The organism is Acinetobacter sp. YH16051, from assembly GCF_013417135.1.
Taxonomy (GTDB): Bacteria; Pseudomonadota; Gammaproteobacteria; order Pseudomonadales; family Moraxellaceae; genus Acinetobacter; species Acinetobacter towneri.
The window spans coordinates 1-14,073 of record NZ_VPEN01000026.1; the positions used below are offsets into that span (position 1 = coordinate 1).

Annotated in this window: 16 protein-coding genes; 9 read left to right on the plus strand and 7 right to left on the minus strand. The window is 36.1% G+C overall.

The genetic code is table 11. From position 1 onward, the window contains the following. Positions 1-111: 111 nt before the first annotated feature. Positions 112-393, plus strand: coding sequence for a hypothetical protein (locus FTV41_RS12785; protein WP_005254311.1), 282 nt, complete (start codon positions 112-114; stop codon positions 391-393). On the opposite strand, the gene FTV41_RS12790 is transcribed toward FTV41_RS12785, so the two are convergent. Continuing rightward, positions 390-686 carry a hypothetical protein gene (locus FTV41_RS12790; RefSeq protein WP_179996659.1) on the minus strand — a complete coding sequence of 99 codons (297 nt, stop codon included), beginning with the start codon at positions 684-686 and terminating at the stop codon, positions 390-392. The two genes, FTV41_RS12785 and FTV41_RS12790, sit on opposite strands and share 4 nt — an antisense overlap. Then, the gene (gene repM, locus FTV41_RS12795; RefSeq protein WP_152872916.1) at positions 683-1,612 is read right to left on the minus strand and encodes a replication initiation protein RepM; all 930 of its coding nucleotides are present in this window, start codon (positions 1,610-1,612) and stop codon (positions 683-685) included. Before repM (FTV41_RS12795) ends, FTV41_RS12790 begins: the two co-directional genes overlap by 4 nt. A 770-nt stretch (positions 1,613-2,382) precedes the next feature. Between repM (FTV41_RS12795) and FTV41_RS12800 the strand changes: the two genes are divergently transcribed. Beyond that, positions 2,383-3,012 (plus strand): hypothetical protein, encoded by a 630-nt coding sequence (locus FTV41_RS12800; RefSeq protein WP_078194520.1) that lies wholly within the window; start codon positions 2,383-2,385, stop codon positions 3,010-3,012. 530 nt (positions 3,013-3,542) lie between these two features. On the opposite strand, the gene FTV41_RS12805 is transcribed toward FTV41_RS12800, so the two are convergent. Then, positions 3,543-4,244, minus strand: a complete 702-nt coding sequence (locus FTV41_RS12805) for an Eco47II family restriction endonuclease (RefSeq protein ID WP_179996660.1) — start codon at positions 4,242-4,244, stop codon at positions 3,543-3,545. Positions 4,245-4,329: 85 nt separating this feature from the next. Between FTV41_RS12805 and dcm the strand changes: the two genes are divergently transcribed. Further along, positions 4,330-5,589 carry a DNA (cytosine-5-)-methyltransferase gene (gene dcm / locus FTV41_RS12810; protein WP_179996661.1) on the plus strand — a complete coding sequence of 420 codons (1,260 nt, stop codon included), beginning with the start codon at positions 4,330-4,332 and terminating at the stop codon, positions 5,587-5,589. Between the two features lie 37 nt (positions 5,590-5,626). Here dcm and FTV41_RS12815 read toward each other — a convergent pair whose 3' ends face one another. Beyond that, positions 5,627-6,364, minus strand: coding sequence for a PmeII family type II restriction endonuclease (locus FTV41_RS12815; RefSeq protein WP_179996662.1), 738 nt, complete (start codon positions 6,362-6,364; stop codon positions 5,627-5,629). A 49-nt stretch (positions 6,365-6,413) separates the two neighbouring features. After that, positions 6,414-6,662 (minus strand): helix-turn-helix domain-containing protein, encoded by a 249-nt coding sequence (locus FTV41_RS12820; protein ID WP_179996663.1) that lies wholly within the window; start codon positions 6,660-6,662, stop codon positions 6,414-6,416. 444 nt (positions 6,663-7,106) lie between these two features. Here FTV41_RS12820 and FTV41_RS12825 point away from each other — a divergent pair, with 444 nt between their 5' ends. Next, on the plus strand, positions 7,107-7,454 hold the full coding sequence (locus tag FTV41_RS12825; protein WP_070155624.1) for a hypothetical protein: 348 nt from the start codon (positions 7,107-7,109) through the stop codon (positions 7,452-7,454). A 217-nt stretch (positions 7,455-7,671) separates the two neighbouring features. Here the strand turns inward: FTV41_RS12825 and FTV41_RS12830 are convergent, their stop codons facing one another. Both FTV41_RS12830 and mobC read right to left on the minus strand, forming a co-directional pair. Further along, positions 7,672-9,669: a relaxase/mobilization nuclease domain-containing protein gene (locus FTV41_RS12830; RefSeq protein WP_179996664.1), complete on the minus strand. Its 1,998-nt coding sequence runs from the start codon at positions 9,667-9,669 to the stop codon at positions 7,672-7,674. Further along, positions 9,666-9,992, minus strand: coding sequence for a plasmid mobilization relaxosome protein MobC (mobC, locus tag FTV41_RS12835; protein WP_179996665.1), 327 nt, complete (start codon positions 9,990-9,992; stop codon positions 9,666-9,668). The genes FTV41_RS12830 and mobC overlap by 4 nt, the downstream gene beginning before the upstream one ends. Before the next feature lie 968 nt (positions 9,993-10,960). Here mobC and repM (FTV41_RS12840) point away from each other — a divergent pair. The 5 genes from repM (FTV41_RS12840) (at position 10,961) to FTV41_RS12860 (ending at position 14,052) form a co-directional block, all read left to right on the plus strand. Then, a complete protein-coding gene (gene repM / locus FTV41_RS12840) occupies positions 10,961-11,890 on the plus strand; it encodes a replication initiation protein RepM (RefSeq protein WP_086222692.1) in 930 nt (309 codons plus the stop codon). Positions 11,891-11,958: 68 nt separating this feature from the next. After that, positions 11,959-12,504 (plus strand): plasmid replication DNA-binding protein, encoded by a 546-nt coding sequence (locus FTV41_RS12845; protein ID WP_171325022.1) that lies wholly within the window; start codon positions 11,959-11,961, stop codon positions 12,502-12,504. 216 nt (positions 12,505-12,720) lie between these two features. After that, on the plus strand, positions 12,721-13,350 hold the full coding sequence (locus FTV41_RS12850) for a hypothetical protein (protein WP_078194520.1): 630 nt from the start codon (positions 12,721-12,723) through the stop codon (positions 13,348-13,350). Positions 13,351-13,484: 134 nt separating this feature from the next. Continuing rightward, positions 13,485-13,778, plus strand: coding sequence for a type II toxin-antitoxin system RelB/DinJ family antitoxin (locus FTV41_RS12855; RefSeq protein ID WP_001277151.1), 294 nt, complete (start codon positions 13,485-13,487; stop codon positions 13,776-13,778). Beyond that, complete coding sequence (locus FTV41_RS12860) at positions 13,771-14,052, plus strand: type II toxin-antitoxin system YafQ family toxin (RefSeq protein ID WP_001129137.1); 282 nt, start codon at positions 13,771-13,773, stop codon at positions 14,050-14,052. The genes FTV41_RS12855 and FTV41_RS12860 overlap by 8 nt, the downstream gene beginning before the upstream one ends. Positions 14,053-14,073: the final 21 nt, after the last annotated feature.

Consider the following 14,073-nt stretch of genomic DNA (forward strand, 5'->3'; position numbering starts at 1 on the left):
CAAGTCGTAAGTGCGCATTTCATGAAAAACACGATAGCATATTACCCGCTTGAATTTCAATTCATAGGGTCTTATGCTTGAGTGGTTTTCTATATTCCGAAATTAACCGTTATGACTAAATCTGCTGAAAATATCGAAAAGAAAATTGAAGCCCAGTTAGAGAAACTGAAACAGTTAAAAGCACAGAAACAAGCTATCGAAGCAAGAGAACGTACCAAGCAAAAGGAACAGCAACGAAAAGATGATACTCGGCGTAAAATTCTGCTCGGTTCTTATTTGATTAAAAAAATGCAGAATGAAGCCAATAAAGAAAAAATACTCGCTGAACTCAACGAGTATTTAACAGAAAATAGAGATCGACAGCTTTTTGATTTGCCCGACATTGAAGCCTAATTTTTCTTCGCTATTTGGTTGTTTTGTTCGGCTTGATACTCTGGAATGAGCGTATTTAAAACCTTTTGAATATTGTCCTTGTCTTCTATCTGCAAATTATCTCGATAGTAAATTAAGTCCTGTATTTTGCTTTCCATCTGCATTTTTTCGGTGGGTTCGGCATCTTTGGATAGTCGGGATAATAGGAAGATATAACCGCATATATTTTCCCTCGCAATTTCATAATTTACGATGTCGAGGTATTCAACGGTCACATGCTTTAGATCGGTTGATAGGTTATTTAATTTAATCATGGCTGAAATCCTGATTTTTCTAAAATTGGATAAAGCTCTCTGAATTTTTCAGGCTCTAAAAGCATATCAGCGATACGAATAGCAAATTGTTGGTAGCTTTCTGTACCTTGTGAATATATTCCCATCTCAGGCATTTCAGACATTTTATTCGCAAATAAATGGCGTTGTGCATCGGTCATTTTTATAAAAAAATCAGGCGTGTTTGGATCTCTTTTTGCTTCAACTTTTGGCTGTTGTTTTTGCTTAAATTTGAAAGAAAAACCTGAAATGATCCGTCCTTTTTTATGCTGTTCATACGTTACAGTAATATCAGTATGCTCATTAATTTGTTTAATTGATGGTTCAAGCACACGCTTTTTGAAGTCACTCATGGCGGTGTATTCACTATCAACAAGACCTAATCTATTTCTAAACTCACTAAGTTCTAGTTGTGGAACTTTTCCAACTTCACGCCAAGCAATCAGCAATTCATAAAGCCTAGTGGCGTATTTACTGGTTAGGTGAGCAACTTGTTTAGCTTCATATTTTGTAAAGTGTTCTTCCAATCGTGTGATTAAAGGCACTACATCAGGAGCAAAAGTAATTTCTAACAATGCTAGGTCATCTACATAAAATATACGGCTTACCCAGCGAGATCGAACAATGCCGACTTTGCCTGTTTTTTTATATTCGGCTGTATAACTAAATTGACGATTAAACAGATTATTTACAGCTTCTCTCAAAGCTTTATATGACGCATCGGCAGATACATTGAATAGCTTGGCGTAGTCACTAGCATGTATTTCCAGTTTACTATCCGCAGTGATTCCTTGTCCCGATTCTCTAGCATTAATGATAGCTAGCATGATCAAACGTTGTTCCGTTAGCTCTAGGTTGTAACTGGCATTTATTAGAGCATTATCTTTCACGACTAAACTATTTTTCATAAGAAGAACTTATTATTATCTAATTAAAGGACAATGTAATCTAATATCTTTTTAAGGTCAATATTTATAACGTCCTTTAATTAAGAGTAAATGTCCGTTTATACAAGAGCAAATGTCCGTTTATACAAGAGCAAATGTCCGTTTATACAAGAGCAAATGTCCGTTTATATAGTCTGTAACACTTACTACACAAGGGTTTCAACCTGTCTAAAAGCATTAAAAGCTTTAAAAATAATTAAAAGCCTTTCGAGAGGGGAGTGCAAACTGCCCTAGGTACTCGCTAAAGCTCGTACTCTATTGAAGCTCGTTCCTCGCTTCGTGGGGCAGTTTTTAGTTAATCATGTTTGTGAAATCTAAAAGCAAAAGCATTGGTAATGTATTCGCTTCGCTCATACTTTTTGAAAAGCAAAAGCTCCAAAGTTCGCACCCATTCGGGATGCTCTGTACCTACCTTTTAAAATCGAAAGGGAGCTTGTAATCAGAGAAAAGGCAAGGGCGAAATTTTGATGATGCTCAATCGCTCGTAGACACTCGCTAGGTTCTTATTATCTAGGTTTTAATTATTTACTGGAGCTAATCAAAGTTGTGAAACATTGCTTAAATAATAGTCGTGGAACGTGAAAAGTCATAAAAAAAGCCCAGTCATGGGAGACTGGGCTATAAACTAGAAACTACAGCATTGATTTCTATAGATAATTATAACGCATTTCGTATAAGGTGTATTATGTTAATTTTAGAAAATCTTAAGATAATTATTAATGAGTGGCTTAATGAATAAAGAAATTTCTGTATTACTGCATGACGTTCCTACTCATGCAGATTACGCATGTGATGCAACAGATTTAGATCCAGAAGATATTCCTGAAGATCGTATAGAACAAGTCATAAATTTATTAAATTCTTCTGATGAAAATATTGTATTTGAGGCAGCAAAACTTCTGACTAATTGGGGACAATCCTCTGGTTTTGATGCATTAGTAAATTTATTAAATGAAAATAAATTAGTTGGTTATATAGATCATCGTTTACATGGTTATGATGATACACTTCAGCATGTACTTAGAGCTTTTGTTCGTTATTGGGCATTCCAAGCTGATCTAGGATTTGGTGAACAGGCTAGAATAAAAATATTTCATCCTATACAAAAGATTATAGAAATATCTAATACAGAACCATTTGATATTAGTCGCTTATTTTGGTTAATTGATGATGAAAAATACGATGAATATATTCCTTTAATTAAAAACCATTTAATCCAAATAATAGATCATCCTGAATTACAATTTTGGAAAATCCATGATGCTATTGAACTGATGCTGAAATTAGAGCCTGAGTTTGTTCATAATTTATTAGAAGAAAAAGGCAAAACATTGGAAGACTTTAAAATTAACACTTTATAAAGTTATACATTTAACATAATGGTGGTTATACGCAATACACTTGTATATTAACTTTAATATCAATCACTTAAAAAATTCACACCAACCCAAAAATGCACAAAAATCCGATTTTGAAACAAGTCGGCTTTTTTGTGAGCGGTTTTGATATTTTTTGCCAACATTTTTGCTCAAAAAAAACTCAAAACAGAAAATCACCTAAAATCTATAAGGCTTTCAGCCTGAAAAAAATCCACAATTTCTGCGGATAAATCTGGGGCTATTTTTAAGCCATTTTTGTACGCTTTGACGTACAGTAATTTAAGGAATCTGCTTCTAGCTGATCAAAGCGTTATTTCTTATGATGAAGCCATAGAGAGCAGGAAGCTCCAAACAACAAGAATAAAAAAGATCAGCACAAGGATGGTTAGGTACGACAGGAGTTATACCTTGCAACCAAACACGAAAAACCCCGACAGGATGTCGGGGTTTTTTATTACCAAAAATTTGATTCGCATAATTCGTATTATGTTAATTTTAGAAAAGATGCATAATCATTTTTTACCGTATATACGTGAAAATTCCTTATCATTTAAATACTTATTAGAATCTCTTTTTTCTTCATATTCTTCTTCTAGAATTTCAGCTGTTACAACTGGAAGTAATTGATAGAGTTCCTTTAATGCGTCTTTATTCCCTGTAACTTTTTCATAAAAGGTTTGTCCATCAATTCGACGAATTCGCTCATTTTCTTCTCTATTCTTTTTGGATACATTATCAGATGGAGTAAAAGTTTCATCATAACTTTTACCGTTTTTTGGAAGAATTTCAACATAGTATGCTACGACACTTTCATCCTCGGGTAACTTACTTTGAAGATCATCATAGATAGACTTTTTATGATTACCCTTAGTCGTATTATGTTTATTTTTTACCTCAGCGATAAATCCCTTAGCGGTTCCATCTAAATCAATAACGCTTCCTGTTTTTAAATTTTGTACTCCATCTAAAGTTCCGAGAACAGCCTGATGCAACTCTCCTATCTGATTTTGGAGAGTTTTTTGTACTTGGCGTTGTTTTTCCTGCACCATCCACTCTTCCATAGAGATATCTTTGATAGTTGTTTCAATCGTAGCGGCAAAAACATCAATAGTATTTCTATACATATCTTGTTCAGCAGAATCTTGAGATTCATAAGCTGATTTTACTAAAGGTCTTAAAACTTCCTTGACCTTATCTTTATCAAACGTTGACACTATTAAAACTCCTAAAATAATTGTGGACCTGGCTCTCCTTCCGAGTTAAACTTATGACTTGTTCTGTAATAACCTTAACGCACCTATGAACATACTTACTTCCTTTGATGATTGCTTCTCGGCAGAAACAATTGCTGATGCCTTATCAGTTTCTAAAAGGAATATTGAATCATGGGCGAAGAATGGAAAACTTGTTCCTATTCTAGATCCTCAAATCCACAAAAAACCATATAAAAAAGAACAGTTAATTCAATTTCCTGAATTTTCTGCAATGTTTAATAGCTCATGGAAAGAACAAGAAAAAATAACTCCAATTAGAGAATTTTCTCTTGTCGAGTTATTTGCAGGAGCAGGTGGATTAGCTTTAGGTTTGGAAAAAGCTGGCTTCAAATCAGTTTTATTAAATGAGAAAGATAAATTTGCATGTCAAACTTTAAGATTTAATAGACCTGAATGGAATGTCGTTGAAGATGATATTGCTAATGTTGACTTTAGTCACTTACAAGGAAAAGTTGACTTATTAACAGGTGGATTCCCATGCCAGCCTTTTTCCTATGCAGGCAAACAGTTAGGTTTTGAAGATATCCGAGGAACATTAGTTTTTGAGATGGCTAGAGCTATCAAAGAAATTCAACCTAAAGTTTTCTTAGCTGAAAATGTAAAAGGATTAGCTGAGAATGATAATGGAAAAACCCTCACAACCATCATTTCAATTCTAGAAGAACTAGGCTATGAGATTATTGAAAAAGACATCTATAAAGCTTTGTTCTATAAAACCCCCCAGAAGCGTGAACGTCTCATAATTATTGGAGTTCGTAAAGATCTAGCTCATAAAGCTGTATTTGAAAAACCATCTCCATATCATCGAATTCTTAATCTACGAGATGCCTTTAAGGCTGGAGAGTTATACGAGACTGATGTTCCTGATTCTGTAGGCCAAAAATATCCTCAGAGAAAAGCTGAAATCATGTCTTATGTTCCAGAAGGTGGATATTGGCGAGATCTTCCTTTAGAACTCCAAAAAGAATATATGCAAGGTAGCTTTTATCTTGGTGGTGGTAAAACGGGTATGGCACGACGTTTATCTTGGGATGAGCCAAGTTTAACCTTAACCTGTGCTCCAGCTCAGAAGCAAACAGAGCGTTGCCATCCTAGCGAAAATCGCCCTTTAACCACTAAAGAGTATGCACGTATTCAAACATTTCCCGATAGTTGGATCTTCCAAGGTTCACCAACCCAAATTTATAAACAAATCGGAAATGCTGTTCCTGTCAATCTTGCGTATGCTGTCGGAAAGAGATTGATCGAAATGTTGAATAATTTAGATGAAAAAACCTGCTTATAAGCAGGTTTTTTCATCTAAACACTTTTTCTAAATGGTATCAAATTTCTTTGTTTGCCATGCAAGATAACTCTAAAATTTTTGGATCTTGAGCCAATTCTTTTACTATTAAATCTAATTCCTCACTAAAATCAAAACCCTCAGCGACTTCATTAATTGCAGCTATTAAATCCTCGTAAAAGTCGTCATCACCTGTCAGCTTAGTCCAAAATTCTTTACCAATAAGAATGTTATAATGATGATCATTTTCTAGTTTTTTATAGTTTGCACTTAGCTGTGATCTATCACCATATACAATTCCTACGACCATATCATCAATTTGAAGTGACTTATTATTAGTTCGGGCTAAGTTTTTTATAGCCTTAAAATGGCTATGCAATGTTTCAACATCACTAAAGTTTATTGTTTCCGGTCCTGCTTTAATTTGGCAATATTTTCTTCTCCCATCATCTTTATCTATATATTCAATATCAATACCAGCTGTAGTACTTCCAAAACTATCTAAGACTTCACTTGTGAATTTTTGAATAGCTCTACCAAAAGTTGTATTTATACTCGTAGCTAAAATACGAGGATAAAGTAATGCCTTAGCAATGCTTTCTGGCGTCGTATCTCCTATTAAAAAATTAGCTAAATACGTTGTAGTAAATGCATTAATTTTAAATTTTGATGCTTTTTTCAACTTCCTTGTATTACGTAAGTGATTCTGGATAACACTTTCCTTAAACCAATCTTGGGCTTTTTCCAAGATTATTTCTTTCTCTTTATCAGATATCATATAAATACTACTCTTTAACAATCAAATGTATAAAACATCACTTATTATCTCATTTAGATTGGATTTTTATACAATCTAAAGCTTTTCTAATCTCATTTTCTTTAGACTCAACCACCACAGAAAAATCCTTTAAATGCTTATATTTATTTAATTTTTTAACATAGTTGGCAACAGTATTATTTGAACACCCTAAGAATTTCGCAATATCTTTTTGATATAGACCGTGAGTCACATAAAGCTCATAAGCGAGTATATGTTTTACCCCTAAAGGCGTATTAAAAAACTTCTTATCAAACATGCATATTCGATGGCATTTTACAGTTGGTGCTAGATTATAAAGCGTCTTGCCATTTGAGGTTCATATTTAACATAAAATCTCTTATACGAAATTCAGATGTAAGCCACTGAATAGCCAACGATTTTATAGACACCTTTTAGTTAGATTTTTTCAGTTTTTATAAGAACTACTGATTAGGACCTTGACGCCCTGCTTTTTACTGGATAATCTTATTTTAACGCAGCAAAATCTGTGTCCAGGCGTGAGAACCTGATAAAATCTAGGTGCAATTAAATGTCGCACTTGCGGCTATTTTTTTGCCTACTGTTAAGCAGTCCCTATGGTAGCTTAGCAGGGCAGCTTCGTGCTGGCTGATCCTAGATTCAGTATTCTCACCCCTGTTAAGTTGCCTCCATTGCCGTGAGAAGTGATGGAGATAATTAAACTCTTATCTAGGAAACTGCTATGCATATTAAATTCAATGATGCAAACCCATGCATCCCAAAAAACCTCGCTAAACAACTGATTGTCGAAAGCGCTAAACTTCTGAATCATCAACAACGCCAAGCCTTGCTCGATATTTTCATGACTTTAGATCAGGCGGAAAAAACAGCTGAAAAGACACTTCAGCAACATGCTGTAGCGCAACAAAGCACCCACAACTTTTCTCAAGATCACGAATACCAAGAAGACAATCAGGAATATTGGTCAGGTCATTACTATGATTCTTACAGTCAAGAATATCCGGAAGATTGGGTAAAACGGACTCAGTCCACCCCACATCGTCATAAGCTCCCTAGAACTACTTACTGATCGTGGGGGGTTCCTCTTTAAAAGTAGGCATCATAATCCGAGCTACTCGACAGAGTTGGCTCGGATGAATACCGGGGAAACTGAGGGATTTGAGAACCTGATTACAGTCGTTGAACTGCATATTAAAGAACTCAATACCTCTGCCTTTCAAAATGTGTTTCCTGATATTGGCTTTCATCAAATTTATATTCAAATCTTTCATTTCATTAATCCCTCTTTACATTTCACAATCCAGTCCTGAACTGCGCTCAGCAGCCCGTTGCTTTGCTTGTAGCTCTTTGCGCTTATCTAACTCATCTAGAGCCTTGAAGATATATCCTGGATTAAATCCGCTAACTTTTGTTGATACTGCTCGACTGAGTTCATTCTCTCGCTGATTTGGTTCGCCAGTGGCTTCGTTTGCTTCTCTATTTCTGCTTGCACCAGGCTCGGCAAAATCTCCCTTAACAAGCTTCTCAATTCTTCTTGTACGTCTAAAGAACTCACCAATTTCGTCACATGCGTCTTTAAAACGGTCGCCAATTCGTTCTGTAAAGCCTCTGAAAAATGCTCTGAGACTGTCTGCTCTGAGAGTTTTTTCACTATTTCCTGATAGCGTTTGACGATCTGCACTTCTTCCTCGCTCTTTTTGAGTAAGATCGCTGTGTAATCTTCTAGTTGCTGCAAGGCTTTCTCGTGCAATCCTAGTGCTTTCTGCTGCTCTTCCAGCTGCTTCAAGGCCTTCTCTTGCTGCTGCTGTTGCTGCTTCAATTGCTGTTGTTGTTCTTCGATAATCCCCAATAGCTGGGCTTCTAGACTGCTCATTTACTTCTATTTCTCCACTATTACCCGATAATTGCCCTCGTAATGCGGAGCTTTCGGGTCTATCTGTACGCACAATTGTTTGTCGCAAGTCAAAAGATTCAAGGTTGCTCCCCTCACTCGTAAATCCTCGATTTGCTGGTTCATTCGGCTTAACTGATTTTTTTGGTAATTTAGATAAAGTCCTGTTGCTATACTGCTCATAACTAAAACGCCAACTAGAATAATCAACGGCCAAACTGACGTAATAAGGGCTTTTTTCAAAGTCGCTTGGCGCACTATATCTTCTTGTAAGCGGTTCGACTCTTGCAAGATCTCCTCTAAGCTCTCGACTTGCTTCTGGCAGGCTGCCTGAATTTCGGTGATTGCTTCTGTATGTGCTTTCTGCAACGTCTTCTTGTCTGTTGTAATCTGCTCGATAATCTCGCTCGTGGCTTCGCTCTGCTGATTTTTCAACGCCTCCTTGTTGGTCAAGATTTGGGTCTTTAGCTCTTTCGTGGCTTGCATGTCCTGCTTTCTCAAGCTCAGCGTCTCTTTGCTGATACTTCTGCTGAAATTCTCGGATCTTGCCGTCAATTTGTTCTGCGTATCGCTGAAGATTTTCTCTATAACGCTTTCGAGCTTCTCTTCTGTATCGTTCTGACGCTTCTGCTGTAAGGCTATCGCCCTCTGCTCCAAATCTGAAATTCTGCTCATAAATAGCACCTTCTAAGCGAATAGGGCGTGAGTTTTCATCGCCATAAGGATTTCTAATGGAAATGGCTTTTGCTGTTTCTTTAGTGACATCTAACCCAAGATCAATAAGCCACTGTTTCATGCTCTCACGGTCAGTAATAAAGCCTTCTTCAATTTGTTTTTTTGCTGCTACATCTAAAACTCTTTTGATGTCTGCGGTATTTTTAGGCAGGCTTTTCTTAGTTTTGATGTCTTGGCGAAACATCGGATCGTCTGGGTCATGTAACTGATGCTCAAAGTTAATAATCTTCTTAAACAGATCAACTCTCGGCATATCGGCCTCATGATAGAAGGGCTGTAGCCGGTTTCCTGTCAGGATTTCAGTGTTTGGAATCAAGAAATTTAACTCAAGCCTGCGCTCCCCTGTTTCCTCGTTTATCTTGTCCCGATGCTCAATCCAAAGCACTCGATACTGATCTGAACTCATACCTGGAAAAAGACAGTGCTCAAAATCGGCCATGATTTTGCGCTTGGCTTCATCTGATAAATCGCTCTCGTAAAAACTCAGGCATCCGGACGTATATTTTTTTGCAAAAGGCGAACTGTCTATAAGTCCTGCAACTTCTTGCTCATTACCACTTAAAATTTTTGCATGCTCACGGTCGCGCTTTTTCCCAAGAAAGTAATCAAGCGGCCCTTTTGAAAGTCCAGCGCCATATCTGAAAAATTCGACAATCATTTTAAGTCTCGTCTCAGTGCTTCAAGGTTTTCATTGATAGCAATCAACAGGTGAAACAGTCTCACAGCATCAAACGGCTCACCTTTAGCAATATCAGTATTTAAAGCTTTTGCGACCTGATTAATGTTGTTACCAATTCTTGAAAGTTCGAGTAAAAACTCTCGATCAAGTTTTGTATAAACATGCTTTTGTTCTCTCCCGCCTACTGCTGCCATAGCTGACTCACGCAAGAATCTAGCGACATTTTCAACATTCCCATCTCTTAGTTTTTGAAGCTCGGTATCTGACATTCTCACCTTGTAAACTTTGTTTCTCGTTTTCATTTTCGACTCATGCTGCTTTTGCTTTTTACCGCCAAGCTTGTCTTGGCGGTCGGGGGGTTTCGGGGTCTCCCTGAACAAGGTCATAGAACCAATTTTTGAGCGAAGCGAAAAAAGGGGTCTCTATGTATCCTTGCGTTCCAATACTGATTCACCTGACGTTAGCAGAAATAAAAAAAACGAATCCCCGATAGTGGTGTTTTTGAATTTTTTTTCTGATGCTGATAAATGAATGAACTTTTCAGGCGTGTTCAAGAACAGAAAGTAGCGAGTGAACTGGTATGTTTCTGAGATTCTTATGCGAAGTGTTGAAAGAGATAAGGCTCATTTTTATCTCTATCTGTGCAATTTGAATGCTTCCGTTAGATCCAGAGCGAGTGTCTACGAGCGACCAGACTCAATTAAAATTTTCGCCATGCTTTTTCCCTGACTACAAGCTCCCCTTTGCTGCTAAGACTGAGGTACAGAGCATCCCAAAGGGTGCGAACAGATTCAATTTGCTTCTAGAACGAGCGAAGCGAGCATAAAAAACTTATGAGCGAAGCGAATTCCGAGTTGCTTTTGATCTTGCTTTTGCTTTTTATTAAAGTCACAACGAGATGAGCCAAAAAATTGCCCCTACGAATCGAGCGAAAGCGAGATTCAATAGAGTTTGAGCGAGTGAAACGAAGCGAAAACCAAGGGCAATTTTTCATGATTCAGGTTTTTAATTATTTTAAGGTTTTTAAATGTTTTTAACTTAGTTTTAATTATTAAATTTCAATAACTAACCTTTGTATTCCCCCACGTTTAGTTACCCATTCCCCCACGTTTAGTTACCCATTCCCCCACGTTTAGTTACCCATTCCCCCACGTTTAGTTACCCATTCCCCCACGTTTAGTTACCCTCCTAATTACACCCTTAACTACACAGTTGCAGTTATACCCACATTGTTATAATCTGTGGGTATAAAAATATTTCAATTCAGTCTATGTCAAAAGAATTAGTTGTAAAAACCAATCGGTTAAACCAAGCTTTTCAAACTCTATCTTTATCAGAGTTTCATATTGTTCAATTAGCCATTGTTGATGCTAGACATACGGGTACTGGACTAAGTACAGATACTCCTTTACGAATAGATGCTTTGAGATATGCTGAAGTTTTTGGGACAACAAGGCAAAATGCTTATCAGAGAATGAAAGAAGCAGAGGATTCTTTATTTAACAGAAGATTTAGCTTCTTTGATGAAGATGGGAAATTAGTCAAAAGTAGATGGATTCAGCAAGTAAAATATCTAGATGATGAAGGGGCTATTGAACTTGTTTTCACTTTAGCTGTTGTACAAGGCATAAGTAAAATTGATGGTATTAAAGACTTTTTTACTCAATATTTACTAAGCCAAACAGCCCAGCTTAACAGTACATATTCAGCAAGATTATACGAGTTATTAATTCAATGGAAAGCTATTGGAAAAACGCCAGTATTTGAATTAGCAACTTTTAGAGAACAACTTGGAATTGGTGTTAATGAATACAAGCGTATGGATCACTTTAAAACTAGAGTTCTTGACTTAGCCATTTCTGAAATTAGCGAAAAAACAGATATAGAGGCAACCTACCAACAGCATAAAAAAGGCCGTTCAATATCTGGTTTTTCTTTTTCTTTTAAACAAAAAAAATCTAAAACTAAATCATTAGAAAATCAGACAATATCTGGCAATCTAGATCTTTTTTCAAAAAAAATGACTGACTCTCAACGCCACTTATTTTCCAATAAGCTATCTGAACTTCCTGAAATGAGTAAATACTCTCAAGGAACTGAAAGCTATCCTCAATTCGCAGTAAGAATTGCTGAAATGCTTAAAGATTCTGAGAAGTTAAAAGAGTTTGCTCCCATGCTTGAAAAGGTTGGCTATCGTTAAATCATTGATGTAACGTTACATTACTAAATATTGTCTACTGACATACAGACTTTTACTTGGGTTACATGATGAAAGCACTATCTGTTATTGAATTAGCTCAACTCTATGGAATGAATCGTCAAAGTATCTATAAACGTATAAATAAAGGGGATTTATCAAAAAATAGTGATGGGAAAATAGATTTATCTGAAGCCATACGAGTATTTGGCGAACCATCTAATAAAAATAATAATGTAACTACGTTACAGTCTACTACGGTACAAAAAGATACAGAAGTAGACATGCTAAAACAGCAAGTAGACATACTTAAAAAACAGCTAGAACTTGCACATGAGCGAGAAGTTTTCCAAAGAGAACAGCTAGAAGCAAAAGACAATCAAATAGAAGCAATACAACGACTGTTAGAAGCTCCAAAAACCAATATGACTACGTTTACCGATCATAAACCTAGCCAAGATATAGCAACGGATCCTCGGTCAGAACCTGAGCCGAAACATGACGGATTGACTACTCCGGAACAAACGGAAAATAAGCGGATTCCCGTACCGGAGCACGTTGAACAGGAGCCGGAGAAAAGGGGCTTTTGGAGCCGTTTTTTTAGACCCTATGATTAACCACGATTGTTTAACTAATATGAACAAAGTCGTGAAACATTGCTTAAATAATAGGCGTGGAACGTGAAAAATCATAAAAAAAACCCAACTTGGGGAAGATGGGCTATCAACTAGGAAATACAGCTTTGAATTATAAGGATGATTATAACGCATTTCGTATAAGGTGTATTATGTTAATTTTAGAAAATCTTAAGATAATTATTAATGAGTGGCTTAATGAATAAAGAAATTTCTGTATTACTGCATGACGTTCCTACTCATGCAGATTACGCATGTGATGCAACAGATTTAGATCCAGAAGATATTCCTGAAGATCGTATAGAACAAGTCATAAATTTATTAAATTCTTCTGATGAAAATATTGTATTTGAGGCAGCAAAACTTCTGACTAATTGGGGACAATCCTCTGGTTTTGATGCATTAGTAAATTTATTAAATGAAAATAAATTAGTTGGTTATATAGATCATCGTTTACATGGTTATGATGATACACTTCAGCATGTACTTAGAGCTTTTGTTCGTTATTGGGCATTCCAAGCTGATCTAGGATTTGGTGAACAGGCTAGAATAAAAATATTTCATCCTATACAAAAGATTATAGAAATATCTAATACAGAACCATTTGATATTAGTCGCTTATTTTGGTTAATTGATGATGAAAAATACGATGAATATATTCCTTTAATTAAAAACCATTTAATCCAAATAATAGATCATCCTGAATTACAATTTTGGAAAATCCATGATGCTATTGAACTGATGCTGAAATTAGAGCCTGAGTTTGTTCATAATTTATTAGAAGAAAAAGGCAAAACATTGGAAGACTTTAAAATTAACACTTTATAAAGTTATACATTTAACATAATGGTGGTTATACGAAATTCATTTGTTAGAAACCATTTATTACATCAAAAGTAATGAAAAAGTAAAGAATATGCCTTATATTATCTTTACTTTAATGTTTTTTGAGTGAGGAAATCATGTCCGCAGTCAATTTCAATATGCGCTTAGAAGCAGAGTTAAAAGAACAAGTCACGCCTATTTTAGAAGACTACGGTTTGACTATGCCCCAAGCATTCAAACTGTTCTTGAATCAAATCGTTAAAACTAAGGCGATCCCTTTATCTTTTGACTATGCGCGAGAAACTGCTTTAACTCCTAAAGCAGCAGCTAAGTTACTTCAATCTTTAAAAGAGATTGAAAATGGCGAGTACACCGAGTACGAAACGGTAGAAGAAGCGATTAAAGCTATGTCGGAAGAAGCACATGGCTAAACGTAAGATTATCGTAACCAGTTCTTTTAAACGTGATATTAAAAGACGTTATTTAGAACTGGTTACGGCTGAATGGGCAGAAGTATTAGATTGTTTAGTCGCAAATAATCCTTTGCCTGAAAAATATTTAGATCATCCCTTGAAGGGTGGTGCAGAGTTTAAGAATTGTCGTGATTGTCATGTGAAGCCTGACTTAGTCTTGATTTATAGGCTTGTTGGTGACGATATTTTAGAACTGCATCAGTTGGATAGCCATTCCGAAATTTTTGGATGACTATCGCTCGATGCTTTGAAA